The following is a 25000-nucleotide window of genomic DNA, read 5'->3' on the forward strand; positions in this document are numbered from 1 at the left end:
ATGCATTCAGACATTGATCGGATCAGCGAGCTTGCCGACGCAGGCGAACGCATGATCGAAAGACTGCGCCGAAAGGCGTTTCTACCGGAAAGCCGTAAGGGGCTCCATGTGCGTTTCGGCATTGCCGAAGCAGCACAACTGCTCGGCTGCTCCACCAATCGCATCCGCATGGCCGAAGACGATGGCCGGCTTCCCCCTCCCCCGCCGAGCGAGAATGGACGCCGGCCCGGCTATACGGTGGAGGAACTGCTCAACATGCGCCGCGTGCTCGGCGCGTCTCCTGCCCGTGCGCCATTGGACGTGCCGGCGATCATCGCCGTGCAGAACTTCAAGGGCGGCGTCGGCAAATCCACCGTCACCACCCACCTCGCGCATTATTTCGCGGTGCAGGGCTACCGCGTGCTGGTGGTCGACTGCGACAGCCAGGCGACCACGACGACGCTGTTCGGCTTCAACCCGCATTTCAACATCACGCGGGAAGAGACGCTCTACCCCTATCTTTCGATCGACCCCACCCAGGCCGACCTGCTCTATGCGGTGAAGAAGACGCCGTGGCCCAATGTCGATCTGATTCCGTCGAACCTCGAGCTGTTCGACGTGGAATATGAGCTGGCCGCCGCCGGCGCCGATGGCGGCTCGATCCTCGCCACCCGCTTCCGCAAGCTCAAGGCCGGCCTGTCGGATCTGGCGCGCGATTATGACGTGGTGATCCTCGATCCCCCGCCCGCGCTCGGCACGATCAGCCTGGCGGTGATGCAGGCGGCCAACGCGCTGCTGGTGCCGCTGGCGGCGACGACGCCGGACTTCTGCTCCACCGTCCAGTTCCTGTCGATGATGGACCAGGTGCTGCACCAGCTGACCGAGGCCGGCATCGAGGTGCAATATGATTTCGTCCGGCTGATCTGCTCGAAGTTCGACGGCAACGATCCCAGCCATGCGATGGTGCGCCAGATCATGGAACAGGCCTTCGGCCCTGCCCTGTTGCCGGTGCCGATCCTGGAATCCGCCGAGATCAGCCATGCGGCGATGCGGATGATGACGATCTACGAGCTGGATCGCCCGATCGGCACCGCGCGCACCCACAAGCGCTGCAAGGCCAATCTCGACGAGGCGCTCGGCCAGGTCGAGGCACTGGTCCGCCGCAACTGGGGCCGGGTGGCACCGGCAAGCGAAGAGGAAGTCGTCAATGAAGCGGCCTGATCGCGCCGCAGCCGGGCAGAAGGGCTGAACCGTGGCACGTACCCAGAAAGACTATCTCGCCGATCTGCTCGCGGAAGAGGCCGCGGCGGAAGCGGCGCAGCCCGCGGCCGAAGCTGCTCCCCGCCCCGCCCCCGCTGCAGAGCCGGAGCTGCCCGCACGCCTCACCCGCACCCGCGGCACGACCCTGCTCGGCCGCGAATCGGCGCTGGCCCGCGTCGCCTCGGGCGAGGTGCGCCAGGTCACCCAGCTGCTGCTCGATCCCGCCAAGGTCCGCATCTGGCCGGGCAACGCCCGCGTCTATGCGCACCTCACCGAGGAGAATGTTCGGGAGCTGATCGACTCGATCGTCGCGGAGAACGGCCAGAAGGTGCCGGCCGTCGTCCGCCGGATCGAAGGCGACCCCGAGCATGACTATGAGGTCATCGCCGGTACGCGGCGGCATTTTGCGATCTCTTGGCTGCGCGCCAACAGCTATCCCGACATGCAGTTCGTGGCACAGGTCGCCCAGCTGGACGACGAGGCCGCATTCCGTCTCGCCGACCTGGAGAACCGCGCCCGCAAGGACGTGTCGGATCTCGAGCGGGCGCGCAACTATGCCGAGGCGCTCAGGGCACATTACGGCAACCATCTGACGCGCATGGCGGAGCGGCTGAAGCTCTCCAAGGGCTGGCTGTCGAAGATGATCAAGGTAGCAGGCATTCCGGACGCGGTGATCGCCGCCTTCGCCTCGCCCGCCGACGTGCAGCTGAAACCCGCCTACCCGCTCGCCCAGGCACTGGACGACAAGAATGCGGCCAAGGCCATTCACGCCGAGGCGCGGCTGCTGGCCAGGCTGCAGGCAGAGCGGCGCGGGTCCGGACAGGCCGGCATGCCGGCCAGCGACGTGCTTCGCCGGCTGCTGGCCGCGCCGATCGGGCCGGCCACGCCGGAGCCGCTTTTCTCCTGGACCGCCCCCAGCGGGCGCACCGCGCTGAGCGTGCTCTCGGTCAATCGCCAGGGCGTTACCGTGCGGCTCCACGCCGGCGCGGGTGCGGGTCCCGATGCACTCGCCGATGCACTGCGGGAGGCGCTCGAGCAGCTGGACCGCGAAGGCCGCGGGCTTCAGCGCTGATGCGGTTTCCCCGGGGAAACGATCGCGACTGGCCCGCGCGTTTCCCCGGGGAAACATCTCCTACCACCGCGCCGCCCTGGCCCAGCCCCCCGCTGATCGGTCGGGGCTCTGCACGGCCGCGCGCTCTTGACCAATCCCGTTTCCCCAGGGAAACGCCCTCCCCCGCCCGCCAAGCCGAGGCCGCATGACCCAAGCCGACCGCAAGTCGATCCCCGACCAGTTCGACCTGTTCCTCCCCTATCTCGCCGACATGCCGCTGCGCGACCAGCGCGAGATGATGGAACGCCCCTTCTTCAGCCTCGCCAAGACCAAGCGGGCAAAGCCGATCGACTATCGCAGTCCGGACGGGAAGCTGTGGGTCCATGTCTCGGCCAATCCCGATTACGGCATGGCGACGATCTGGGATGCCGATATCCTGATCTACTGCGCGAGCGTGCTGGCCGACATGGCCCGCCGCGGTCGCAACGACATCCCGCGCAAGCTTCACCTGATGCCCTATGACCTGCTCCGCGCGATCGGCCGACCGACCACGGGCCGCGCCTATGAGCTGCTCGGGCAGGCGCTCGACCGGCTGGTCGCGACGACGATCAAGACCAACATCCGTGCCGAGAACCGTCGCGAGGCGACCTTCAGCTGGCTCGATGGCTGGACCCAGCTGGTCGACGAGCGGACCGAGCGCTCACGAGGCATGACGATCGAGCTGTCCAGCTGGTTCTATGAAGGCGTGTTGATGAACGGGGGCGTCCTATCGATCGACCGCGCCTATTTCGATCTGACCGGCGGCCGCGAGCGCTGGCTCTACAAGGTCGCGCGCAAGCATGCCGGCGGGGCAGGGGAGGCCGGCTTCGCCATCTCCATGCCGACCCTGTTCGAGAAATCGGGTGCCGAGGGTCAGTATCGCCGCTTCAAGTTCGAGATCGCCAAGATTGCCGAGCGCGACGAACTGCCGGGCTATACCCTTGCGCTGGAGACGCCGGCGGGCAAGCGCGAGCCGAGCTTGCGGATGCGACGCCGTGCCGACGGCGAGGCTCCCACGAAGACCGTCGGTGCACCGCCGTTGCCGGCGCTCGGGCCGACACCTGCCCCGCCGCCTCCCGCTGCGGCGAGCCCCGAAGAGGCGCCGATCGGTCCGGAAGCACGCGCGGCCATCCGCCGCTCGCTGACCAGTCTCGCCACGCGCGCCACCAGCGGCATGATCACCGATGCGACGCTGCAGGTGCTCCGGCAGGAATGCCCAGGCTGGGACTATCAGGAACTCCACCGCCAGTTCCGCGACTGGGTGGAAGCCGATCCGGCCCGGACACCTGCCAACTACCAGAACGCCTTTATCGGCTTCGTCCGGCAATGGCACGGTCGCAACAAGCATCAGCTGCGCTGAGCGACATTCCGTTCCCGAAGTGTCGGGCGGCCGTGGCGGCGTCATCGGCGTGACCGGACAATGCCCGCGAGTTTGAACCTCTTCCGGCGTCAGGGGTGCGCAAATGATTCAAGTTCCGCGGGTCCGTCGCACAACCATGCCGTTTTATCGCGGTGCTGCTCCGCCTTTCGACCTTTCGGGAACCGTCTTCGACCCTATGGGAACGTCCTCTCGACCTTTCGGGAACGCGGCGCTCGATCCTTCGGGAACGGCGCCTCGACACAACAGGAACGCGTCCCTGCGCCCGACTCGCGGAAATCCGCGATCTCCGTTCCCGAGCGCGCACCCTTAACTCTGTAACGATTCAAGAAACTGTCTAACGTCCTGCGAGACTTTTCATATTTGAGGAAAGGGAGAAGATGCCCGGATCCGACGATCGCCTGCTATCCCGAACTCGCCTGATGCGTCGGACGGTGCTGGGGGCAGCGCTCCTCCTCCCGGCGATCGCGCGTGCCCGTCCGGACGCCACGCTTCTGCACGCCGACGATTTCGATCATGGGCTCGCGAACTGGCACGTGGAATGTGAGCGACCGGGCCGCATCGAGACCCGGGGCGGGGCGCTGGACATCGACGTACCCGCGGGCGTCACCTTGTGGTTTCGCCACGCCCTCGCCGGACCGCTGGCCATCGACTACTCGGTCTTGCCCGTCGCCAAGGGCGGCCCGAACGACCGCGTCAGCGACGTGAACTGCTTCTGGATGGCGCGGGACCCGCGGGCGCAGACCGGAAACGTGCTCGATCGGCCTCGCAACGGCGCATTCGAAGACTATGACGACTTGCAGACCTATTATGCGGGGATCGGCGGCAACGGGAACACCACCAGCCGGTTCCGCCGCTATGTCGGCGAACGCGGCAACCGGCCGCTGCTTCCCCAGCATGACCTCCGCACGCCCGATACGCTGCTGCAGCCCAATCGGCCGATCCACGTTCGGTTGATCGCCAATGGCCGCCACATCGCCCTATTGCGCGACGATGTGCCGCTCTTCTCGCTGGAGGATCCCGCGCCGTATCGTTCCGGCCATTTCGGCCTTCGCACGACCCAGAGCCACCTGCAGGTGCGCGCATTACGCATCTGGAAGCTTGACGCCGCATGATCCACATTGTGCGCGCGATATTCACATAGTAGAACGGCTCTTGCCGGGTATCGCCGGCAGGAGAGGACAGATGCACACTCCCATTGGCCGCCGCGCCGTGTTGCAGGCGGCCGCCGCCGGACCGTTGCTCGCCGCCGCCCCGGCGCCCTCTGCCGCAGCGCCGCGCAACCTCCATGCCGATGCGGCATGGCTGGATGGGGAACCGCCCGCGGGCGCCGTCGAGGGTAGCTGCTGGGGCGTGGCCTGGCCAAGGGGTGTGCTCCGCGAGACGACGCCGCTGACCGCCGTCACGGACAGCGGCGCCGCGATCGTGGTGCAGAGCTGGACCCTTGCCCGCTGGCCGGACGGATCGCGCAAATGGACCGGCCACGCGCTGGCGGGCGCCCTCGCAGCACCCACCCGCGTCCGTATCCAGCCGGGCCGCCCCCAGCTGCCCGATGTGCCGATCCGCGTGCGGCAGAGCGACGATGCCGTGGAAATCGAGAACGGGCCATTGCGCTGGCGCATCGCGCGTAGCGGCACGGCGCTGCTGGCGGCGACAGGGGAGGGGGGAACGGCATTGGTCGGTCCGGTCGAGCTGGTCGCCGAGCTGCGGACCGGCGCGCCGGATGGCCCCCGCCAGGCGCTTCATGGCCATATCGACGGCATAATCGTCGAGCAGCAGGGGCCCGTCCGCGCGGTCGTTCGCATTGACGGGCGCCACATCGCCGACGGCGAGGCGGGTTTGCCGTTCACGATACGGGTGGAATGCTTTGCCGGATCGCAAGGGGTGCGCATCGTTCACAGCTTCATCCACGATCTCGATCCCGACACGCAGTTCCTTTCCGCAATCGGGCTGCGCGCGGCGGTGCCGATGCGCGGGGCGGCCCACGACCGGCACGTCCGCCTGGCGACGGGGGCGGATACGATGTTCGCAGAAGCGGTGCGCCCGCTCACCGGGCTGCGCCGCGATCCGGGGCGTGCCTTCCGCACCGCGCAGGTCGAGGGGAGGGCGGTCCCGCCGGTCGCGCAGATGCGGGCGCCCGTCGCGGCGTTGCTCGATCGGATTCCCGCCTGGGACGCGTTCAGCCTGCGCCAGTGCTCGGCCAACGGGTTCACGCTGGCCAAGCGCACCGCTGCAGACATGGCGTGGGTGGATGCGGGGGAGGGACGGCGCGCGCCCGGACTTGCCTATGTCGGCACGCCACAGGGCGGCGCCGCGATTGCCGCCCGCTGGTTCTGGCAGCGCCATCCGAGCGAATTGGCGATCGAGGACGCCACGCGGGACGCTGCCCGGCTCACCGCATGGCTATGGTCGCCCAACGCTCCGCCGATGGACCTGCGGCGCTATCACGGCGCGATGGGCATGGAGTCCCATGCGGCGCAGAACCAGGGCCTGGATATCACCTATGAGGATTACGAGCCGGGCTGGGACTCACCAAAAGGGATCGCACGCACCAGCGAGCTGATGCTGTGGGCGTTCCCCGCCACGCCGCCCACGGCGCGGCTGCAGGCCCTCGCCAACGCCACGGCCGAACCGCCCCGCCTGATGGCCGATCCGGCCCAGCTCCATGCCGCCGGGATCTTCGGCGACTGGGGATTGCCCGATCGCTCGACCCCGGTGCGCGTCGCGATCGAGGACCAGCTCGAGCGGCTGATCGATTTCTACGCGGGCGAGGTCGACCGGCGCGGCTGGTACGGCTTCTGGAACCACGGCGACGTGATGCACAGCTACGATGCCGATCGGCATCAATGGCGCTACGACATCGGCGGCTTCGCTTGGGCGAACAGCGAGCTCTCGCCCGATCTGTGGCTCTGGTACAGCGCGCTGCGCAGTCGCAGCCCCCAGGCCTTCCGGCTCGCCGAGGCGATGACGCGCCACACCAGCGAGGTCGACGTCTATCATCTCGGCCGCTTCGCCGGGCTCGGCACGCGGCACGGCGTGCAGCATTGGAGCGACAGCTCGAAGCAGCCGCGCGTCTCCAACGCCAACTATCGACGGATCTTCCATTATCTGACCGCCGACGAGCGCACCGGCGACCTGATGCGGGCGCTTGCCAGCTCGCACGAAGCGCTGCGCACCGTCGAGATCGGCCGCAAGGTGCCCGGCGCGGTGCGCGAGACGCTGCCCGCAGGCGTGATCGAGATGACCTTCGGCACGACCTGGGCGGTGCTGGCCGGTGCCTGGCTCACCGAATGGGAGCGGACCGGCGATGCACGATGGCGGGACCGCATCGTAGCCGGCATGGACAGCATTGGCCGCCTGCCGCGCGGCTGGCTCACCGGCAGCGCGCCCTATGATCTGGCGAGCGGGCGCTTCCTGGACCGGGGGGCGAAGATCCAGCTCTCGCATCTCAACGCGGTGTTCGGCGCGGTGGAGATCAATGCCGAGCTGCTGCGCCTGCTGGACGTGCCGCGCTACCGCGCCGCCTGGCTCGACTATTGCCGCTGGTACAATGCACCCAAGCCGGAATGGCTGGCGAAATGGGGCGAACCCTTCGGACCGCGCAACCTGCGCGAGGCACATTCGCGGCTGACCGCGACCGCGGCGCATGCCGCAGGCGATGCGGCGCTTGCCGCGCGCGCCGCGGCGGAGTTCCTGTCCGGCGATGCGGGACTTGGCCTCAGCCTGGCGGATCCACGCCGAGCGCTACCCGGCGGCGGGGTGGAATGGCCCGGCATTTCGACCAACGCGGCCTCGCAATGGGGGCTGGCGGCGATTCAGAACCTCGCGCTGATCCCGGCGGCGCTGGACCATGGACCGTTGCGTACCCCGGCGACTGGGAATGATGCGACAGCGTAACAATGCCGTTCTACGTCAAAGACATATGTTAACCGATAGGCGATAGACCCCGGCGACAGACGACGAGGTATCATGTTCGCTATCGCCTATTGCATTGCCGGGGAACACGATCTCCGGCTCGTCGCGCTGGCCGGGGCCATGTGCCTGTTGACCAGCCTCAGCGCCGTGCTGATGCTGCGCCAGGGAGCCCGCGCGCCGCGCAATGCCGCCGGCTGGAAGACCGCCGGCGCACTCGCCACGGCCTTCGGGATCTGGGCGACCCACTTCATCGCGATGCTGGGCTATGATCCCGGCTTCCAGTTCGGCTTTGCCATCGGCCTGTCGGCGTCGTCGCTGCTGATCGTGACCGGCACCACCCTGGCAGCCTTCCAGATGACAACGCGGCGCAGCAGCGCGGCCCGGCTGACAGCAGCGGGGCTGATCGCGATAACCGGCATCGGCGCGATGCATTATGTGGGCATGGCCGCGATCGACATGCCCGCGCATATCCGCTGGCATGCCGGCTATGTCGTCCTGTCGATCCTGTTCGGGGCGGTGCTGTTCGTGCCGGCGCTGTTCCTGGCGGTCCGGCGATCGACGGTGGGGACGGGCGTGGCCGCCGCGTTGCTGATGACGCTGGCGGTGGTCAGCCTGCATTTCACCGGCATGACCGCGATCCAGCTGGTCCCCTGGGCGCGGGAGGGGACGGGTTCGATCCTGTCGCCGCGCTCGATGTCGATCCTGCTCGCGGTGATCACCGTGGCGCTGCTGGCGGTCTGTCTGGGCAGCACGTTCATCGCGCGGCGCACGCGCGCGGCGATCGCCGCAAGTGAGCGGCAGTTCAGCATCCTCGCCAGGGGAATTTCGGACTGCGCGCTGTACATGCTGGACGCGCAGGGCCGGGTGGCCAACTGGAACACCGGTGCCGCGCGACTGAAGGGCTATACCGAGGCGGAAGTGGTGGGCAGCCCTCTCGCGCGCTTCTACACCCCGGAGGAGCGTGCGCGCGGGGCGGCGGAGGCGGCACTCGCCACGGCGGCGACCCAGGGCAAGTTCAACGGCGAGGGCTGGCGTCTGCGCAAGGACGGCTCGCGCTTCTGGGCACATGTCACGATCGAGCGGATGCTCGACGAGGACGGCCGCCTGCTCGGCTTCGCCAAGATCACCCGCGACATGACACAGGCGAAGCTCGATCAGGACCGCATCGCCGAGGCGCAGCGCCACCGCGACGCGGCGCTGGAGAACATGCACCAGGGACTGTGCCTGTTCGATGCCGAGGAACGGCTGATCCTGCACAATGAGCGCTTCCTGAAGCTGTGGCGGCTGCCCGCCGGCAGCTGTCCGCCGGGATCGACGCTCACCGAGGTGGTCCGGCAGTCGCTGGAAGCCCGGACCGGTACGGCGGTATCGGCCGATCGGGTGGAGGAGGCGAGAAACCGGCTGCTCGCAACCCTGGCGCCGGGCAAGGATCCGCGCATCGTCGCGGAATACGGGAATGACTTCGTCCTCTCGATCGACAGCCGCCGGCTTCCCGACGGCGGCTGGGTGACCACGTGCGAGGATATCAGCGAGCGGCGCCGATCCGAGGCGCGGATCGCGCACATGGCGCTGCACGACGCGCTCACCGGCCTTCCCAACCGCGTGCAGTTCCATAGCTGGCTCGATGGCGAAATCGCTCGAGCGGAAGGAAGCGACAGTCGTCTGGCCGTGGTCGCGATCGATCTGGATCGCTTCAAGGAGATCAACGACTCGCTCGGCCATGCCGAGGGCGATCGGGTACTGCGCGATATCGGTGCCGCGCTGCAGGCGACGCTGCAGGAGCAGGAGATCGCGGCGCGAATGGGTGGCGACGAATTTGTCGTCGCCAAGCGCTACGAGCATCCGGCCGAGCTTGAGGGGCTGGTGGCGCGGCTGGAGGCCTGCCTGTTCAGCGGGTTCGCCGCACAGGGATCGCTGTCGGTCGGGGCGAGCATGGGCGTCGCGGTGTTTCCTAGCGATGCGGGCGATCGCGAGACGTTGCTCAACAATGCCGACCTCGCCCTGTACCGCGCCAAGGGCGATTTCGCCGAGCGGATCTGCTATTACGAACATGGCATGGACGAGCAGGCCCGGCACCGCCGTGTGATCGCCAACGACCTGCGCCATGCCGCCGCGCGCGGCGAGCTTCGGCTGCTCTACCAGCCCCAGCGCTCGCTCCAGTCGGACCAGCTGGTCGGCTATGAGGCGCTGCTGCGCTGGGCGCATCCCAAGCTGGGCGGCATTCCGCCGATGGACTTCATTCCGATCGCGGAGGAAACCGGGGAGATCATCCGGCTCGGCGAGTGGGTGCTCCGCACCGCCTGCGCCGAAGCGGCGGCATGGCCCAACGCGCACAAGATCGCGGTCAACCTCTCGCCGGTGCAGTTGCTCAAGCCCGATCTGCCCGAGGTGATCACCTCCATCCTGGTGGAAACCGGCCTTGCGCCGACGCGGCTGGAACTGGAGATCACCGAAACCGCGCTGATCGCCGACAAGACCCGTGCGCTGCACAGCCTGCGCCGGATCAAGGCGCTCGGCGTGCGGGTGGCGATGGACGATTTCGGCACCGGCTATTCGTCGCTCGACACGCTTCATTCCTTCCCGTTCGACAAGATCAAGATCGACAAGTCGTTTCTCGCCGACTCCGAGCGCAGCGAACAGGCGCGCGCCATTATCCGTGCGATCCTGGCGCTCGGGCGCAGCCTGTCGATCCCGGTGCTGGCGGAGGGACTGGAAACCGATGCGCAGCGCGAATTGCTGCTGCGGGAGGGCTGTGAAGAGGCACAAGGCTATCTGTTCGGGCGGCCCGCCGCGATCGAGGCGGAAACCGCGGTTCAGGCGCTTGGCTGAGCCCGCACGCCGGCCACCGGATTGTTGCCCCAGAGCTGGGCGTAGCGCCAGCCGGAGAGATCCTCCACCACCGCCTGCGCCTCGACAGACGCGGGTGCGCGTTCGCCGCGCTTGAAGCGGTCGATCTCGGCCATCAGCACGTCATGGGTCGCGGCGTTGAGCCGGAAGCGGGTGGAGACGAGCATGCCCGCGATCAGCACGCCCACCGTGCCGATGCCGAGCACCAGCGCGATGGTGTGGATCGCCTCCGGGCGCTGCACCGCCGCGCCTTTCGTGAAGCCGCCCGCGCTCATGATCGCACCGACGCCGGCGACCGCGGCGGCCTGGGTCAGCTTGCGCACGAAGGTCATCACGCCGGCGAACGCACCTTCGCGGCGCCGTCCGGTGACGATCTCGTCGACATCGGCCATGTAGTTGTAGGTCGCCCAGGGGATGTAGTTGAGCGCGCCGCGGCCGAGGCCGGCCAGCGCGATCGGCAGCCAAAGCCAGGCGCTGCCGGCGCGCACGCCCGTGCCCCACTGGCCGAGCAGCACCAGCACGCCCGCCGCGAAGCTCAGCGCCGCCAGCTGGTAGGCGCGAGCAGGGGAGCTGCGCAGCGCCAGGTTGATCGCCAGCATCACCGCGACGAACTGGACGATGTACATCGTGCCGAGCAGCGTCGAGGCGGTCGTGATCGTCCCCGCCAGCGCGAAGACGACGAAGAAGGTGAAGGCGGCGTTGAACACGTCCTGGCTGATATAGCCGCCCAGATACATGCCGAGGTGCAGCCGGAAGGCGCGGATGCGGAAGGTGCTGAACAGATTGGTGTAGAGCCCGCGGATCGCCGCGCCAACGGTAGGGCGGGGGGCGCCTTCGGGGCGCAGTGCCGCGACTTCCGCCGCCGGCCGCTCCCAGCTGAACCGGTAGAGCAGCCCCGCCGTCACCATGAACAGCGCGGAGAACAGGATGCCCATGTAGAGGAAGGTCAGCGGGCTGTCCTTGCCCAGCGCTCCGATCAGCATGCCCGGCAGGAAGCCCGCGAGGATCGCGCTTGCCTGTGCGAACAGGATGCGGACGCCGGCGAACTTGGCCTTGGTGCGATAGTCCCGTCCCATCTCGGCGGCGAGCGTCTCGTACGGGATGATCTCCATCGCGTAGACCAGCTCGAACAGCACATAGGTAACGAGATAATACCAGAAGCTCTGCCCCGCGACCCACATGATCGCGAAGGAGGGAAGGAGGGGGATCGCCGCGAGGATGAAGAACCGTCGCCGCCCGAAGCGCCGCCCGAGCGGTGTGTCGCCCATCGCGTCGGACAGATGCCCGATCACCGGCGAGGCGATCGCGTCGAGCACGCGGGCGACGGTGAAGATCAGCGCCGCTTCCCATGCCTCCAGCCCGCAGAACTGGGTATAGAAGATCAGCACCCAGCCCGAGATCACCGCCATCGAGCCGGCGCCCAGCACGTCGTTCGAGCCATAAGCGAGATAGTTGAACCACCGGACGGGGCGGGCGGCGGGGGCGGGTTGGGCCATCTGCTCTCCTGGACCCGGCTTGGCGCGACGAACCGCACCTGCCGGCTTCTTTACTCCATATTCTGAACTGCTATCATACTATGTGAAACAACATCAAGCGGCTTGGGAGAGCGATATGGCATGGTTCGGGCAGCGCGCGCGAGGGCTGGCGCTGGTCATGGCGCTGCTGTTCTCGGCCGGAACGGCCGCGGCGCAGCCTGCCGCCGAATGGATCGACAAGACCACCGGCCACCGCGTCGTTCGGATCAGCCGCGAGGCCGGCACGGTCAGCCTCTATTTCACCCAGAACGGTTTCCTGCCCCAGGGCGACAGAATGGCGGTGACCACGCAGCAGGGGATCGCGCTGGTCGATCTCAAGACGTGGCAGATGCGGCCGCTGGTGACAAAGCCCGGTGCGGTGCTGCTCTTTACCGGCCGCAAAAGCCGCAATGTCTATTTCGCCGAGCGCGGGCGCGACGATGCCGGCGGACCGTTCGGCGTGTTCGTCGCCGATGCCGATACCGGCGCGGTGCGCCGGGTGGCGACCGTGCCCGGCGGCTGGATCGGCTCGATCAATGCGGACGAGACGCTGCTGCTCGGCCAGGTCGCCAGGGCCATCGTGCCGCTGAAACCCGATGGCACGCTCGCCCGCGCCGGGGGCGAGGTGAACACGCCGGGCATGAACGACTATCGCGCGAACGGGCCCGACGGGAAGCCGCTGCCCTATGCCGAGGCGAAGGAGGTCCATATGAACCGCCGCCTCGACGCCAGGGTGCCGATGGAGATCTTCACGATCGACCTGCGCACCGGCGCGCGGCGGGTGGTCACCGCGTCCACCGACTGGCTGAACCATGTCCAGTTCTCGCCCACCGATCCGCAGCAGATCCTCTATTGCCATGAGGGGCCGTGGCACCGGGTCGACCGGCTCTGGGCGATCCGCGCGGACGGGTCGGCCAAGCGCCGCCTCCACACCCGCACGATGAACATGGAGATTGCCGGCCACGAGTTCTTCTCGCCCGACGGCAAGTGGGTCTGGTACGATCTCCAGACGCCGCGCGGGCAGGTGTTCTGGCTGGCGGGCGTCGAACTCGCGACGGGCAAGCGCCGCTGGTACCATGTCGAGCGCAACCTGTGGTCGGTCCACTATAACCAGGCACCCGATGCCAGCCGCTTCTCCGGCGACGGCGGTGATCCGGAAATGGTCGCCCACGCGCCGGACGGGAAATATCTCTACCTGTTCACCCCCAACGCGATCGGCGACGTCGCGGGCATCCATGCCGACAATGCCGGCGCACTGATCGCGCCGGGCACGCTGGACGCCGAGAGGCTGGTCGACATGCGCGCGCAGGACTATCGGCTGGAACCCAACATGATCTTCACGCCCGACGGCAGGTGGATCCTGTTCCGCGGCAATTTCGAGGGTGCCGCGCACCTCTACGCGGTCGAAGTCGCCAAGGCGGCGGCGCAGCAACGATAATTTACATCAAGCTGCAGCAACCAGTTGAGGCAAAAGGCATTATGCTTGCATGCCCGCCTATTGCTTCCGCCTCTGTACCCCGGATCATCATCCCCACCCGACGGAGCAGCGCGAGCTTCCCGACCTTCGCCAGGCGCTGATCGCGGGGCACGGCCTTGCCCGCAAGCTGCTGCGCCACCGCGGCAACCGCAGCCCGCTGCACGGCAGCCTCGATATCGAGGACGAGCGCAACCAACCGGTCGCGCGCATCCTGCTCGCGGATCTGGCGCGCCAGCTTTCCTGAGCGCTTGCGGTCGGCGGGGCGGCCGTGTTCAAGTGCCGCGGAACCACCGAGGATCGCCGCTTTGACCACGCTCTTCCGCCGTGCCCTGCTCGCCGCCGCCCTTGCCGCGCCGCTGGTGGCGGCCCCCGCCACCGCACAGCGCCTGTCGGCGGCGGAGGCGGCGATGAGTCGCAGCGTCGATGCCGACCAGGACCGTTCGGTCGCGCTGCTCGAGACGCTGGTGAACCAGAACAGCGGAACGCTGAACCTCGACGGCGTCACCAAGGTCGGTGCGATGATGCGCGCGGAGCTGGAGCCGCTGGGCTTCACCGTCGCCTGGAAGCCGATGGACGCGGTGCAGCGCGCCGGGCACCTGATCGCGGTCCATCGCGGCAAGGCGGGCACCAAGACCCTGCTGCTGATCGGGCATCTCGACACCGTGTTCGAGCCCAACTCGCCCTTCCAGACATTCGTCCGCAAGGGCGATCTGGCGGAGGGGCCGGGGGCAGGGGACGACAAGGGCGGGATGGTGGTGATCGTCGCCGCGCTGCGCGCGATGCAGGCGGCGGGGACGCTGAAGAACGCCAATATCGAGGTCCACCTGACCGGCGACGAGGAAAAGTCGGGCAGCCCGCACCGCATCGCCCGCGCCGACCTGATCGCGGCGGGCAAGCGTGCCGATGTCGCGCTCGACTTCGAGGGGCTGGTGATCGACGGCGGGCGCGACATGGGCTCGATCGCGCGGCGCTCGGCGATCGACTGGCGGATCACCGCCACCGGCAGGACCGGGCACAGCTCGGGCATCTTCACCGCCGAGATGGGCGACGGCGCGGTCTACGAGCTCGCGCGCATCCTCGCCGCCTTCCGCACGGAGCTGCCCGAGCCCAACCTCACCTTCAACACCGGCGTGATCGCGGGCGGCGCACGCGCGAGCATCGACGAGGGTGGTAGCGCGGTGGCAGCGGGCAAGACCAACATCATTCCGGCGACCGCCATCGCCATCGGCGACATCCGCACGCTGACGCCGGAGCAGACCGCGCGGGTGAAGGCGAAGATGGAGGCGATCGTCGCCGCCCATGCGCCGGGGACCGATGCCAAGATCGAGTTCGGTGAAGGCTATCCGCCGATGGCACCGACCAATGGCAATCGGGCGCTGCTGGCGAAGCTCAACGGGGTGAACCGCGATCTGGGGCTGGCCGAGATGCCGGCGCTCGATCCGCTCAAGCGCGGGGCCGGGGACGTCTCGTTCGTCGCGGAGGACGTGGACAGCCTGGCGGGCCTCGGGCCCTACAGCACCGGCGATCATGCGCCCGGCGAGACGGTGGACCTGCAGAGCATCCGCCGCCAGGCCAAGCGTGCCGCGATCCTGATGTCGCGATTGAGCGCCGAGCGCAGCACGCGATGAGGCGCTGGCTGCTCCTGCTGTTCGCGCTGGTCGGGCTACTCGCGCCCGCGCTGGGCCGTGCCGATCCCCAGTTCACGCTGCTGGTGATCGCGGCGCCGAGCAAATATCATTACGAGTACATCCCCGTCGCCCGCGAGAGCCTGGAGCGGTTGGGCCGCCTTCACGCCTTTGCGATCGACTGGCGCAAGGACGGCGCGGCACTGGAAGGCGATCTCGGCCGCTATGCCGCGATCCTGATGCTCAACACGCCGGCCGACGAATTCACGCCCACCCAGCGCGCGGGGTTCGAGCGCTACATGGCGGGCGGCGGCAATGCGATGGTCGTCCACCGCGCCGCGATCGTGCCGGCGGGGGCGTGGCCGTGGTACGAGAAGCTGGTCGGCCGCAGCTTCGTCAACCACCCGATGATCCAGACCGGCGTGGTGACCGTGCTCGACAAGGGCTTCCCGGCGACCTTCGGGTTGCCCGAGCATTGGCTGTGGAGCGACGAGTTCTACGTCACCGCCAATCCGTTCGACATCGCGATCCACCGCGTGCTCGGGGTCGACGAGACGAGCTACGATCCCACCAGGATCTGGCCGGGGCAGGTCGGGCACCGGATGGGCAAGGATCACCCCGTGGCCTGGTATCATGCGGTCGGCAAGGGGCGGGTGTTCGTCACCCTGCTCGGCCACGAGGCGGAAATGTACCGCGACGAGCGCTATCTGCAGCACCTGCTCGGCGGCATCACCTGGACGGCGACCGGGCTGGGCATCCGACCTTAGCCGCCGGCCGAGGCCATGCGCGCGGCGCGGCGCGCGGCGAGCACCGCATTGATCCGATCGGTGGAGCGATCCTCGACACACGCCTTGAGCTCGCGGCGGGTGGGAATGCCCGATGCGACGCATTGTTCGGCGACGTCGCACGGAATGGCATCGAGATCCGCCTGACCCGAGCCGCGCAGGATGCGGCAGCGCTGCAGCGTCATGCCGCCGGCGTGCTTGTCCGCCTTGAGATCGACCTTGATCATCCGCAGCTGGCGCGAGACGACGATGATCTCCTCCTCGGCGGCGGAAGGCGCGGCGCTTTGCAGCAGGAGCAGCAAGGGCAGAATCAACATGTCGCCTCTCCTCGGCGTGTATTTTGCCGAAGCGTAGCAGGCGAGACGCGGGTTGCAATGCGAAGCGGAAGATGGGCGAAGCGGAAGGCGGGCGAAGCGGGAAAGGGTGGGGCCGACGCATGCACGCCGGCCCCGGGGGCAACCGCAGTCGAGGATCAGAAGGTCAGCGAGGCGCCGAAGAACAGCGTGCGGCCCATCGGGTCGTACACGCCCGGATAGGTGTTGCCGTTGCCGAAGCTGCTCAGGATCCCGCTGGCGATCACCGGCGGCGACTTGTCGGTAAGGTTGTTGACGCCCATCCGAAGCTGGAGCTGCTTGGTCACCGTCGCGGTCGCGGCGAGGTCGAAATAATTGTACACCGGGATGCGGGCGTTGATCACCGTGGTGTCGCCACCCGAGACCCGGGTCGCATCGTAATAGCGCCAGGACAGCGACAGCGAGGCCTTGTCGCCCGGCGTGTTCCAGGTGAAGCGCGCGACGTGGCGCCAGGCCGGATTGGGCTGGCCGCAGCTATAGCCGTAATAGCCCTTGCAGTCGAAGGTGCCGAGGCCGGGCAGCGGCTCCTCGGTCATCTGCTCGGTCCAGGTGCCGACGACGCTGGCGTCGATCCGGCCCAGCCGGCCGATCGCGAAATTATAGGCGGCCGAGACGTCGATGCCCGAGGTAAGCAGATAGCCGGTGTTGAGCGTGCTGCCGACGATATAGCCGTTGCTGCCGAAGATCGCGCCCGAGCGCGGATCACGCTTGAACAGGCCGCAATAATAGGGGTTGCCGTTCGTCGTGCACTGATCGACGACCAGCGAGGGGTCGATCGAGCCGATATAGCCCTTCACCTTGATGTGATAATAATCGACCGAGAGCGACAGCCGCGGGATCTGGCGCGGGGTGACGACCAGGCCGACCGTGTAGGTATCCGCCACTTCCGGCTTAAGCGCCGGGTTGCCGCCATAGGATTGCGAGCATTGATCGGCCGGGCACTGGATGATGTGGCCATATTGCGCGTCGGTGACGCCGGTCGCCTTGCACGCGGCGAGCGAGGCGGTGGGCGCGGCGCCGGCGCACGGATCGTTGAGCGCGACGTTGCCGATGCCGCGTCCGGTGAACAGTTCCCCGATGGAGGGCGCGCGAATGGCGCGGTTGTAGCTCGCGCGGAAACGGGCGCCCGCGATCGGCGCCCAGGCCAGTTCGGCCTTGTAGGTCCATGCCTTGTAGGTCGAGCGTAGCGCGGTGGAGCGCTGTTCGTTGGTATAGCCCGAATAGCGGATGCCGCCGTTCACCGTCAGCTCCTGCAGGAACGGCACCTTGGCGACCAGCGGCACTTCCAGCTCGGCATAGGCGTCATTGACCGAGATGATGCCGTCCGAGCCGGTCGCGCCGCCCTGCGCGGCAACCGTGTCCACCGTGAAGAGCAAGGTCTCGCGGCGATGCTCGACACCGGCGGCAAGGCCGGCGCCGCGGTCTGCCCAGGGGCTCTGGATCCCGAAGGTGCCGAGGTCGCCGCTCAGCGAGCCGGAGAAGACCTCCAGCGTGTTGCGACCGGCGGTGTTGGACTGGCTGAACAGATACTGCGCCTGGTCCGCGGTGATGCCGTCGGCCTTGAATACGTCGATCGGGGTGCAGGCGGGATCGGTGCCGTCGATCTTGGAGCGGCAGGTGGGCGTGCCGTTCACCGACACCACGTCCAGCGCCCGCTGCGCCTTGATGTTGTCGACATTGTTCAGATAGGTCTCGTCATAGCGCGACAGGGCGTAGAGATAGCCGACATCATAGGTGAAGCCGTGGCCCAGATCGCCCTTCACCCCGGCATTGTAGCGATAATCCTGGTGGCGCAGATCGTCGCGGCGCGAGGAGCCGCTGCTGAGACGATAGCCGATCAACGTGTCGGCGGTAGCCGAGGTACCCGCGGCGGTGCCGCACAGCGCGCTCGCCTGCGCGGCGCTCATCAGCGGGTTGTTGCACGGGATGGTGAAGGTGGTGCCGAGGAACAGCGCCGAGGGGGCGACCTGCGAGAAGGTGTGATCCTTCATCCACATGAAGCTGCCATAGAGCTTCGCGATCGGCGCGATCTCGAACGAGGCGGTGCCGCCGCCGGTATAGCGCTCGTCGGAGCGCTGGATGTAGTTGGTCGGGGCATAGTTGTAGGCATAGGCGGAGGTGTAGGGCAGCCAGGTCTTGGAGCCGTCGCGGTTGTTGGTCAGATAGCCCTGGCCGGCATTGGGGCCGGTCAGCGGCGCGAAGGTGCCGTAGGTGGTGTTGCTGGAGCCGCCGCAGATCAGCGCGGTAGCCCCGTTCGCGTTGAGCGCGCAGGACGAATAGTCGCGCGTCGCCTGCAGCACCGGCTCGGTATGGCGATAGCCGCCATAGACGGTGATGTTGCCGCGGCCCCCGGCGAAATTCTTGCCGACCGCGCCGTTCACGTCCTGCTTGGCACCGTCGAACACGTTGCGGGGCGCCAGTTGATAGCCCTTGGCGGCGACCAGCCCGCGGACATAGCCATTGTCGTTGGTGTGCTGCGCCACGCTGGTCTGGGCGTCGAGCCGGACCCCGTCGAGATGATCGCGCAGGATGAAGTTGACCACGCCCGACATCGCATCCGAGCCATAGACCGCGGAGGCGCCGCCGGTGACCACGTCCACCCGCTCGATCAGCGCGGTGGGCACGAAATTGATGTCGGTCGCCTGGGAGGACAGGATGCGCTGGCCGTTGATCAGCGTCAGCACGCGGTTCGAGCCCAGGCCGCGCAGGTTGATCTGGGCGGAGCCGTCCGAGCCGTTGGAGACATTCTCGTTCGCATCGGGGGTGAATTGCGGCAGCCGGTTGAGCAGCGTCTCGGCATTCACCGCGCCCTGATACTTGATTTCCTGCGCACCGACGCTGGTGAGGGGGCTGTTGCTCTCCAGATCGGGGCGGCGGATGCGCGTGCCGGTGACGGTGATTTCCGCCGAGCTATCCCCGCTGGCCCCCGCGGGGGCAGGGTCCGTCTGCTGGGCGTGCGCGCTCGTGGCGAGCAGCGCGACGGCGATCGCGGTCAGCGCGGACGAGCCTCGGATTGAAATAAAATGTCGCATTGGCGTCCCACCCCTTTTTTTGAGTCGCGCCAATGCAACATGAAAAGCAGCAATACGTCAAATATATTATACGATATCTGATACGAATCCGGCCGGGGGTGTTCCGGGGCGAGCCACGGCCCTTGCCGCCTGCGTGAAAATGCGCAGAAATGCGGCACCCCGCCTTGCACCGTGTCGGGATACGGTATACGAAATGCGCAAGCTTTTGGAGGAACCCATTCCCATGACTGCAGCAAAGACGCTCTGGACCGGCGTCTATCCCGCGGCGACGACGCAGTTCGCCGAGGATCTCTCGATCGATTTCGACGCCACGCAGCGCACCCAGACCGCGCTGGTCGATGACGGCGTCGACGGCCTGATCCTGCTCGGCACCTGCGGCGAGAACAATTCGCTCGAGCCGGACGAGAAGCGCCAGGTGCTCCGCGCCGGCGTGGAAGCGGTGGGCGGCCGGGTACCGCTGGTCGCGGGCGTGTCCGAATTCACCACCGCGCGGGCGATCGACTATGCCCGCGATGCCGAGAAGATCGGCGTCGACGCGCTGATGCTGCTGCCGGCGATGGTCTATGTGCCGACGGCGGAAGAGCTGGAGGCGCATTTCCGCGCGGTGGCCGCGGCGACCGCGCTGCCGATCATGCTCTACAACAATCCGCCGGCCTATCGCGTTTCGATCGGCACCGACACGCTCGACCGGCTGACCGACGTGCACAACATCGTCGCGGTCAAGGAAAGCGCGCCGGACCCGCGCCGCTTCACCGACCTCTTCAACCGCTATGGCGATCGCTACACGCTGATGGCCGGCCTGGACGACGTCGCGCTCGAAGGCCTGTTCCTCGGCGCCTCGGGCTGGGTCTCGGGTCTGACCAGCGCTTTCCCGGAAGAGTCGGTGCGGCTGGTCGCGGCGTTCAACGAGGGCCGGTTCGACGAGGCGCGGGCCATCTACCGCTGGTTCATGCCGCTGCTCCACCTCGATGCGGAACACGACCTCGTCCAGTCGATCAAGCTCGCCGAGCAGATCATGGGCCGGGGCAGCGAGCGCGTCCGCCTGCCGCGCCTGCCGCTGTCGGGTGCGCGCCGGGCGCAGGTGACCGCCTGGGTTGAGGAGGCCGCGGCGACCCGGCCGAGCCGGCGCCAGGCCAAAGCGGCCTGATCGCGCCCATGCGCCACACCTTCTTCTGCATCGACGGCCATACCGCGGGAAACCCGGTGCGGCTGGTGGCGGGCGGCGCGCCGCTGCTGCGCGGTGGCGACATGCTGTCGCGGCGTGCGGATTTTCTCGAGCGGTTCGACTGGATCCGCACCGGGCTGTGCTTCGAGCCGCGCGGGCACGACATGATGTCGGGCGGGTTCCTCTACCCGCCCACCCGCGACGACGCCGATTGCGGCATCCTGTTCATCGAGACCTCGGGCTGCCTGCCGATGTGCGGCCACGGCACGATCGGCATGGTCACCTTCGGGCTCGAACACGGGCTGATCACCCCGCGCACGCCGGGGCAGCTGCGCATCGAGGTGCCGGCGGGCGTGATCGACATCGCCTATGCGATGGACGGCGGCCGGGTGCGCTGGGTGCGTATCCGCAACGTCCCCGCCTATGTTGCCGCGCGCGGGATCGAGATCGAGGTGCCGGGCTTCGGCCCGCTCCGCATCGACGTCTCCTATGGCGGCAACTATTACGCGATCATCGAGCCGCAGGGGCCGTACACCGGGCTGGACGATCTCGGCGCCTCGCGCATCGTCGAGCTCAGCCGCACGATCCGCGATCTGGTGCGCGCGCAGGTGGAGCCGGTCCATCCGCTCGACGATCGCATCCGCGGCGTCAGCCACGTCCTCTGGGCCGACAGGCCGAAAGGGGAGGGGGCCGATGGCCGCAACGCCGTATTCTACGGCGAGCGTGCGATCGATCGCAGCCCGTGCGGCACCGGCACCTCGGCCCGGCTGGCGCATCTCGAGCAGCAGGGTCGGCTGAACGTCGGCGATCGCTTCGTGCATGAAAGCTATATCGGCAGCCGGTTCATCGGCCGGGTCGAGGAAGCGGTGATGGTGGGCGACCGGCCCGGCATCATCCCCTCGATCGAGGGCTCGGCGATCGCCACCGGCTTCAACACCATCTGGATCGACCGCGAGGACCCGTTCTGGGCCGGCTTCTCGGTCGTCTGATCACAAATCTATTGGGGGACGCATGGGGTTTTGGGGACCGATCAAGCCGATCGAGCGCAGCACGGGTTCTAGCGCGCATCGGCTGCGCCCCAGCCTCTCCTGGCCGCATCTGATCGCACTGGGCGTCGGCGCGATCGTCGGCACCGGCATCTACACGCTGACCGGCGTCGGCGCGGAGCGCGCAGGGCCCGCGGTGATTCTCGCCTTCGTCATCGCAGGCGCAGTCTGTGCCTGCGCCGCGCTCGCCTATGCCGAGCTGGCGACGATGATCCCGGCGGCCGGCAGCGCCTATACCTATAGCTATTCGGTGCTCGGCGAGACGATCGCCTGGGTGGTCGGCTGGAGCCTGATCCTCGAATATTCGCTCGCCTGCTCGGCGGTGGCGGTCGGCTGGTCGGGCTATCTGGTCGGTTGGCTGCAATCGGCCGGTGTGCATCTGCCGCCGCTGCTGCTCCAGGGGCCGCATGCCGGCGGCCTGGTCAACCTGCCGGCGGTGCTCGTCTCCTTCGCGATCGCCGGCATGCTGATGCTCGGCACCCGCGAGAGCGCGACGCTCAACATCGTGCTGGTCGTGATCAAGCTCGTCGCGCTCGCCGTGTTCGTGGCACTCGCGCTGCCGGGCTTCGACGCCGCCAATTTCCATCCCTTCATGCCGCACGGCTTCGCCAGCCATGCCGAGGGCAGCGCGACGCGCGGCGTGATGGCCGCCGCCGCGATCGTCTTCTTCGCCTTTTACGGTTTCGATGCGGTTGCGACCTCCGCCGAGGAAGCCAAGAAGCCGGGCCGCGACCTGACCATCGGCATCGTCGGATCGATGGCGCTGTGCACCACCATCTACATCCTGGTTGCGGTCGCCGCGGTGGGGGCGATGTCGTACACCGCGCTCGGCAATTCCCCCGAGCCGCTGGCGCTGGTGCTGCGCACGCTCGGCCACCCTTTCGCCGCCTGGGCGATCGCGGCCGCCGCGCTGGTCGCGCTGCCGTCGGTGATCCTGGTGATGATGTACGGCCAGAGCCGCATCTTCTTCGTGATGGCGCGCGACGGGCTGCTGCCGCGCGCGCTGGCGAAGGTCTCGCCGCGCTCCGGCGCGCCGGTGCTGGTCACCGGCATCACCGGGCTGTTCGTGGCGGCGGTCGCCGGCTTCCTGCGGCTCGACGAGATCGCCGAGCTGGCCAATGCCGGCACGCTGATCGCCTTCATCGCCGTGGGCGCCTGCATGATGCTGCTCCGCCGCCGCGCCCCCGATGCGCCGCGCATCTTCCGCTGCCCGCAGCCCTATCTGGTCGGCACGCTGGCGGTGCTGGGCTGCCTCTACCTGCTCTTCTCGCTGCCCGAAAAGACGCTGGTCCGCTTCCTGATCTGGAACGTAGCGGGCCTTGCCGTCTATTTCCTCTACGGCCGCGCGCGCAGCGTGCTCGCGCGCGGCTGAGGAGTTCAGCCGTTCAGCTGGCGACGCAGATCGGCAAGCGTGCCTTCGATATGCGCGCGGGCGAGATCGCGGGCGCGCGCGCCGTCGCCCTGTTCCCAGGCATGGATCAGGTCGGCATGCTCGAGATGCGCCCGGTCCTCGCGGCCGGCGGGCTCGAGATGCTTGTGGACATAGCGTTCGGACAGGATCTGCAGCCGCTCGACCAGCTGCGTGGTGAGCAGCCGCCCGCCGGGCCGGACCAGCGCCATGTGGAAATCGCGGTTGCGCGCGGCCACCTCGTCGAGATGCTCGCCCGCGGCGATATCGAGCGCCGCCAGTGCCTCGCGCGCCGCGGCACGATCGGCATCGCTTGCGCTCGCCGCGCCGGCCGCCACCGCGTCGGGTTCGATCGCGAGGCGCAGCGCGTAGATTTCCTCGGCCTCGCCCGAGGACATGGCGCGGACGAAATAGCCCCGGTTCGCCTGGCCGATCAGCAGCCCTTCCTGCTCCAGCCGGGCCAGCGCCTCGCGCAGCGGGATCTTGCTCACGCCCAACTGGTTGGCGAGCGCGTCCTGCCGGATCGCCTGATCGACCGGCAGCTTGCCGGAGACGATCTGCTCGCGGACGATCGTGAAGATCTGTTCCGAAAGAGTGCGGACGACGATGCTCATGCGGGCTTTCCTTGAGGCGGGCCAGGGTAGGCAGGCCATGCTTTCCGGGGCGTCGGCAAGCGACATTTCACGCGGAGACCTGAAAATACGGTATACCTGGACCGCAAACTCGGCAAGGCGAAGTTGATGCAGCGCAATATGGTGGTGATCGGTGGCGGGGTGGTGGGCCTGGCGAGCGCGCTTGCCCTGGCCCGTGCCGGCTGGCGCGTCCGGCTGGTCGATGCCGACCCGGATCGGTCCGCCGCCTCCTGGGGCAATGCCGGCCATATCGCGATCGAACAGGTTGCGCCGCTCGCCTCCTGGGCGACGGTGCGCAGCCTGCCGCGCCGGCGCTTCGCGGCGGGAGGCGCGGTGGCGTTGCCGCCCACAGCCTGGCGACACTGGCTGCCCTTCGGGCTGAAACTGCTCGGCGCCGCGCGGCCGCACCGGTTCGCGCGCGGACAGGCGGCCCTGTCCGGACTGCTCGCCGAGGCGATGCCCGCCTGGGGGCGGCTGGCCGCCAGCCTCGATTCAGCGGACCTGCTGCGCGTCCAGGGGCATATCGTTGCCTGGGCCGATGCCGCTTCTGCCGAGGCGGGCAAGCGAGCCTGGGCGACTGCCGACATCGGCACCGCCACGTTCCGCGACGCCACGCCGGCGGAGCTGCTCCAGCTGCCCGGCGCGAAGGCGGCAGGGGCAATCCGCTTCACCAATACCGGGCAGATCGCCGATCTCGGCGCGCTGGACCGGGCGCTGCGGACTGCGCTGGTCGCGGCGGGCGGTACGATCCTGCCCGGCAAGGCTGCCCTGCAGCTGGCGGGCGGCGAGGCGCGGGTGGCGGTCGACGGCGTGTCGCTCGCCGATGCGGACCAGCTGCTGGTCACCGCCGGCGCCGCCTCGGGCCGTCTGCTCGCGCCGCTCGGCCACCGCGTGCCGATCATCGCCGAGCGCGGCTATCATCTCCGCGCTACCGATCACGACTGGCCCGCGGATCTGCCACCCCTGGTGTTCGAGGACCGCGCGATGATCGTCACCCGCTATGCCGGTTGCGTGCAGGCGGCGAGCTTCGTCGAGTTCGCCGATATCGACACCCCGCCCGATCCCGCCAAGTGGGAGCGGCTCGAGGCGCATGTCGCCGCGCTCGGCCTGCCGATGCGGCCGCCCTTCACCCGCTGGATGGGCGCACGGCCGACGCTGCCCGACTATCTCCCGGCGATCGGGCGGAGCACCCGGACCGGCAATCTGCTCTACGCCTTCGGGCACCAGCATCTCGGTCTCACGCTTGCCGCCGTCACCGGCGAAAGCGTGGCGGCGCTCGCAGAGGGCAGGGGCGGCGCGATCGATCTGGCCCCGTTCGGCCTTCACCGTTTCGAAGCATGAGGAAGACAGCATGACCATCGGCGGATCCACCGTGGAACGCGAACTCGCCGCCCTGGCCCCCTGGGCCGAGCGCGCGCCCGCGATCACGCTTGCCGAGCGCCGGCAACGCCTCGCGCGCGTGCGCGCGTACATGGAAGCGATGGGTGCGCAGGC

The 25000-nt window shown here is 68.3% G+C and carries 19 protein-coding genes (1 of these 19 cut by a window edge); 15 read left to right on the top strand and 4 right to left on the bottom strand.

Annotated elements, in window-relative coordinates; translation table 11 throughout:
* The 6 genes from OIM94_RS18380 (at position 1) to OIM94_RS18405 (ending at position 10451) form a co-directional block, all read left to right on the top strand.
* Positions 1–1200: an AAA family ATPase gene (locus tag OIM94_RS18380; RefSeq protein WP_264610050.1), complete on the top strand. Its 1200-nt coding sequence runs from the start codon at positions 1–3 to the stop codon at positions 1198–1200.
* 31 nt (positions 1201–1231) lie between these two features.
* Positions 1232–2311 carry a ParB/RepB/Spo0J family partition protein gene (locus OIM94_RS18385; protein WP_264610051.1) on the top strand — a complete coding sequence of 360 codons (1080 nt, stop codon included), beginning with the start codon at positions 1232–1234 and terminating at the stop codon, positions 2309–2311.
* 184 nt (positions 2312–2495) lie between these two features.
* Positions 2496–3689, top strand: a complete 1194-nt coding sequence (locus OIM94_RS18390; protein ID WP_264610052.1) for a replication initiator protein A — start codon at positions 2496–2498, stop codon at positions 3687–3689.
* 440 nt (positions 3690–4129) lie between these two features.
* Entirely contained in the window at positions 4130–4822 is a 693-nt protein-coding gene (locus OIM94_RS18395) for a DUF6250 domain-containing protein (RefSeq protein ID WP_264610053.1), read from the top strand.
* 70 nt (positions 4823–4892) lie between these two features.
* Positions 4893–7604: a Tat pathway signal sequence domain protein gene (locus OIM94_RS18400; RefSeq protein WP_264610054.1), complete on the top strand. Its 2712-nt coding sequence runs from the start codon at positions 4893–4895 to the stop codon at positions 7602–7604.
* Positions 7605–7676: 72 nt separating this feature from the next.
* A complete protein-coding gene (locus OIM94_RS18405) occupies positions 7677–10451 on the top strand; it encodes an EAL domain-containing protein (RefSeq protein ID WP_264610055.1) in 2775 nt (924 codons plus the stop codon).
* Here the strand turns inward: OIM94_RS18405 and OIM94_RS18410 are convergent.
* Positions 10436–11965, bottom strand: coding sequence for an MFS transporter (locus OIM94_RS18410; RefSeq protein ID WP_264610056.1), 1530 nt, complete (start codon positions 11963–11965; stop codon positions 10436–10438). The two genes, OIM94_RS18405 and OIM94_RS18410, sit on opposite strands and share 16 nt — an antisense overlap.
* A 115-nt stretch (positions 11966–12080) precedes the next feature.
* Here OIM94_RS18410 and OIM94_RS18415 point away from each other — a divergent pair, with 115 nt between their 5' ends.
* From OIM94_RS18415 to OIM94_RS18430, 4 genes are all read left to right on the top strand, one after another.
* Positions 12081–13421 (top strand): oligogalacturonate lyase family protein, encoded by a 1341-nt coding sequence (locus tag OIM94_RS18415; protein ID WP_264610057.1) that lies wholly within the window; start codon positions 12081–12083, stop codon positions 13419–13421.
* A 49-nt stretch (positions 13422–13470) separates the two neighbouring features.
* A complete protein-coding gene (locus OIM94_RS18420) occupies positions 13471–13704 on the top strand; it encodes a DUF6894 family protein (RefSeq protein WP_264610058.1) in 234 nt (77 codons plus the stop codon).
* Between the two features lie 61 nt (positions 13705–13765).
* Positions 13766–15088, top strand: a complete 1323-nt coding sequence (locus tag OIM94_RS18425) for a M20/M25/M40 family metallo-hydrolase (protein WP_264610059.1) — start codon at positions 13766–13768, stop codon at positions 15086–15088.
* Entirely contained in the window at positions 15085–15852 is a 768-nt protein-coding gene (locus OIM94_RS18430; protein ID WP_264610060.1) for a ThuA domain-containing protein, read from the top strand. The genes OIM94_RS18425 and OIM94_RS18430 overlap by 4 nt, the downstream gene beginning before the upstream one ends.
* On the opposite strand, the gene OIM94_RS18435 is transcribed toward OIM94_RS18430, so the two are convergent.
* Together OIM94_RS18435 and OIM94_RS18440 are read right to left on the bottom strand one after the other, a co-directional pair.
* Complete coding sequence (locus OIM94_RS18435; protein ID WP_264610061.1) at positions 15849–16187, bottom strand: hypothetical protein; 339 nt, start codon at positions 16185–16187, stop codon at positions 15849–15851. The two genes, OIM94_RS18430 and OIM94_RS18435, sit on opposite strands and share 4 nt — an antisense overlap.
* Before the next feature lie 155 nt (positions 16188–16342).
* Positions 16343–19255, bottom strand: coding sequence for a TonB-dependent receptor (locus OIM94_RS18440; RefSeq protein WP_264610062.1), 2913 nt, complete (start codon positions 19253–19255; stop codon positions 16343–16345).
* 223 nt (positions 19256–19478) lie between these two features.
* On the opposite strand from OIM94_RS18440, the gene OIM94_RS18445 reads away from it, so the two are divergent.
* Genes OIM94_RS18445 through OIM94_RS18455 form a run of 3 tightly spaced genes read left to right on the top strand, consistent with a single transcriptional unit; the run spans position 19479 to position 22838 of the window.
* On the top strand, positions 19479–20402 hold the full coding sequence (locus tag OIM94_RS18445) for a dihydrodipicolinate synthase family protein (RefSeq protein ID WP_264610063.1): 924 nt from the start codon (positions 19479–19481) through the stop codon (positions 20400–20402).
* Between the two features lie 8 nt (positions 20403–20410).
* Complete coding sequence (locus tag OIM94_RS18450; protein WP_264610064.1) at positions 20411–21409, top strand: 4-hydroxyproline epimerase; 999 nt, start codon at positions 20411–20413, stop codon at positions 21407–21409.
* A 22-nt stretch (positions 21410–21431) separates the two neighbouring features.
* Positions 21432–22838: an amino acid permease gene (locus OIM94_RS18455; protein ID WP_264610065.1), complete on the top strand. Its 1407-nt coding sequence runs from the start codon at positions 21432–21434 to the stop codon at positions 22836–22838.
* A gap of 5 nt (positions 22839–22843) precedes the next feature.
* Here the strand turns inward: OIM94_RS18455 and OIM94_RS18460 are convergent, their stop codons facing one another.
* A complete protein-coding gene (locus OIM94_RS18460; RefSeq protein ID WP_264610066.1) occupies positions 22844–23488 on the bottom strand; it encodes a GntR family transcriptional regulator in 645 nt (214 codons plus the stop codon).
* A gap of 126 nt (positions 23489–23614) precedes the next feature.
* Here OIM94_RS18460 and OIM94_RS18465 point away from each other — a divergent pair, with 126 nt between their 5' ends.
* Together OIM94_RS18465 and OIM94_RS18470 are read left to right on the top strand one after the other, a co-directional pair.
* Complete coding sequence (locus tag OIM94_RS18465) at positions 23615–24847, top strand: NAD(P)/FAD-dependent oxidoreductase (RefSeq protein ID WP_264610067.1); 1233 nt, start codon at positions 23615–23617, stop codon at positions 24845–24847.
* A gap of 10 nt (positions 24848–24857) precedes the next feature.
* Positions 24858–25000: the 5' portion of a M24 family metallopeptidase gene (locus OIM94_RS18470; protein WP_264610068.1), read on the top strand. 1042 nt of this gene lie beyond the right edge of the window; 143 of the gene's 1185 nt are visible here — the first part of the coding sequence; its start codon is at positions 24858–24860; the stop codon falls past the right edge of the window.

This window comes from Sphingomonas sp. R1 (assembly GCF_025960285.1).
Classification (GTDB): domain Bacteria; phylum Pseudomonadota; class Alphaproteobacteria; order Sphingomonadales; family Sphingomonadaceae; genus Sphingomonas.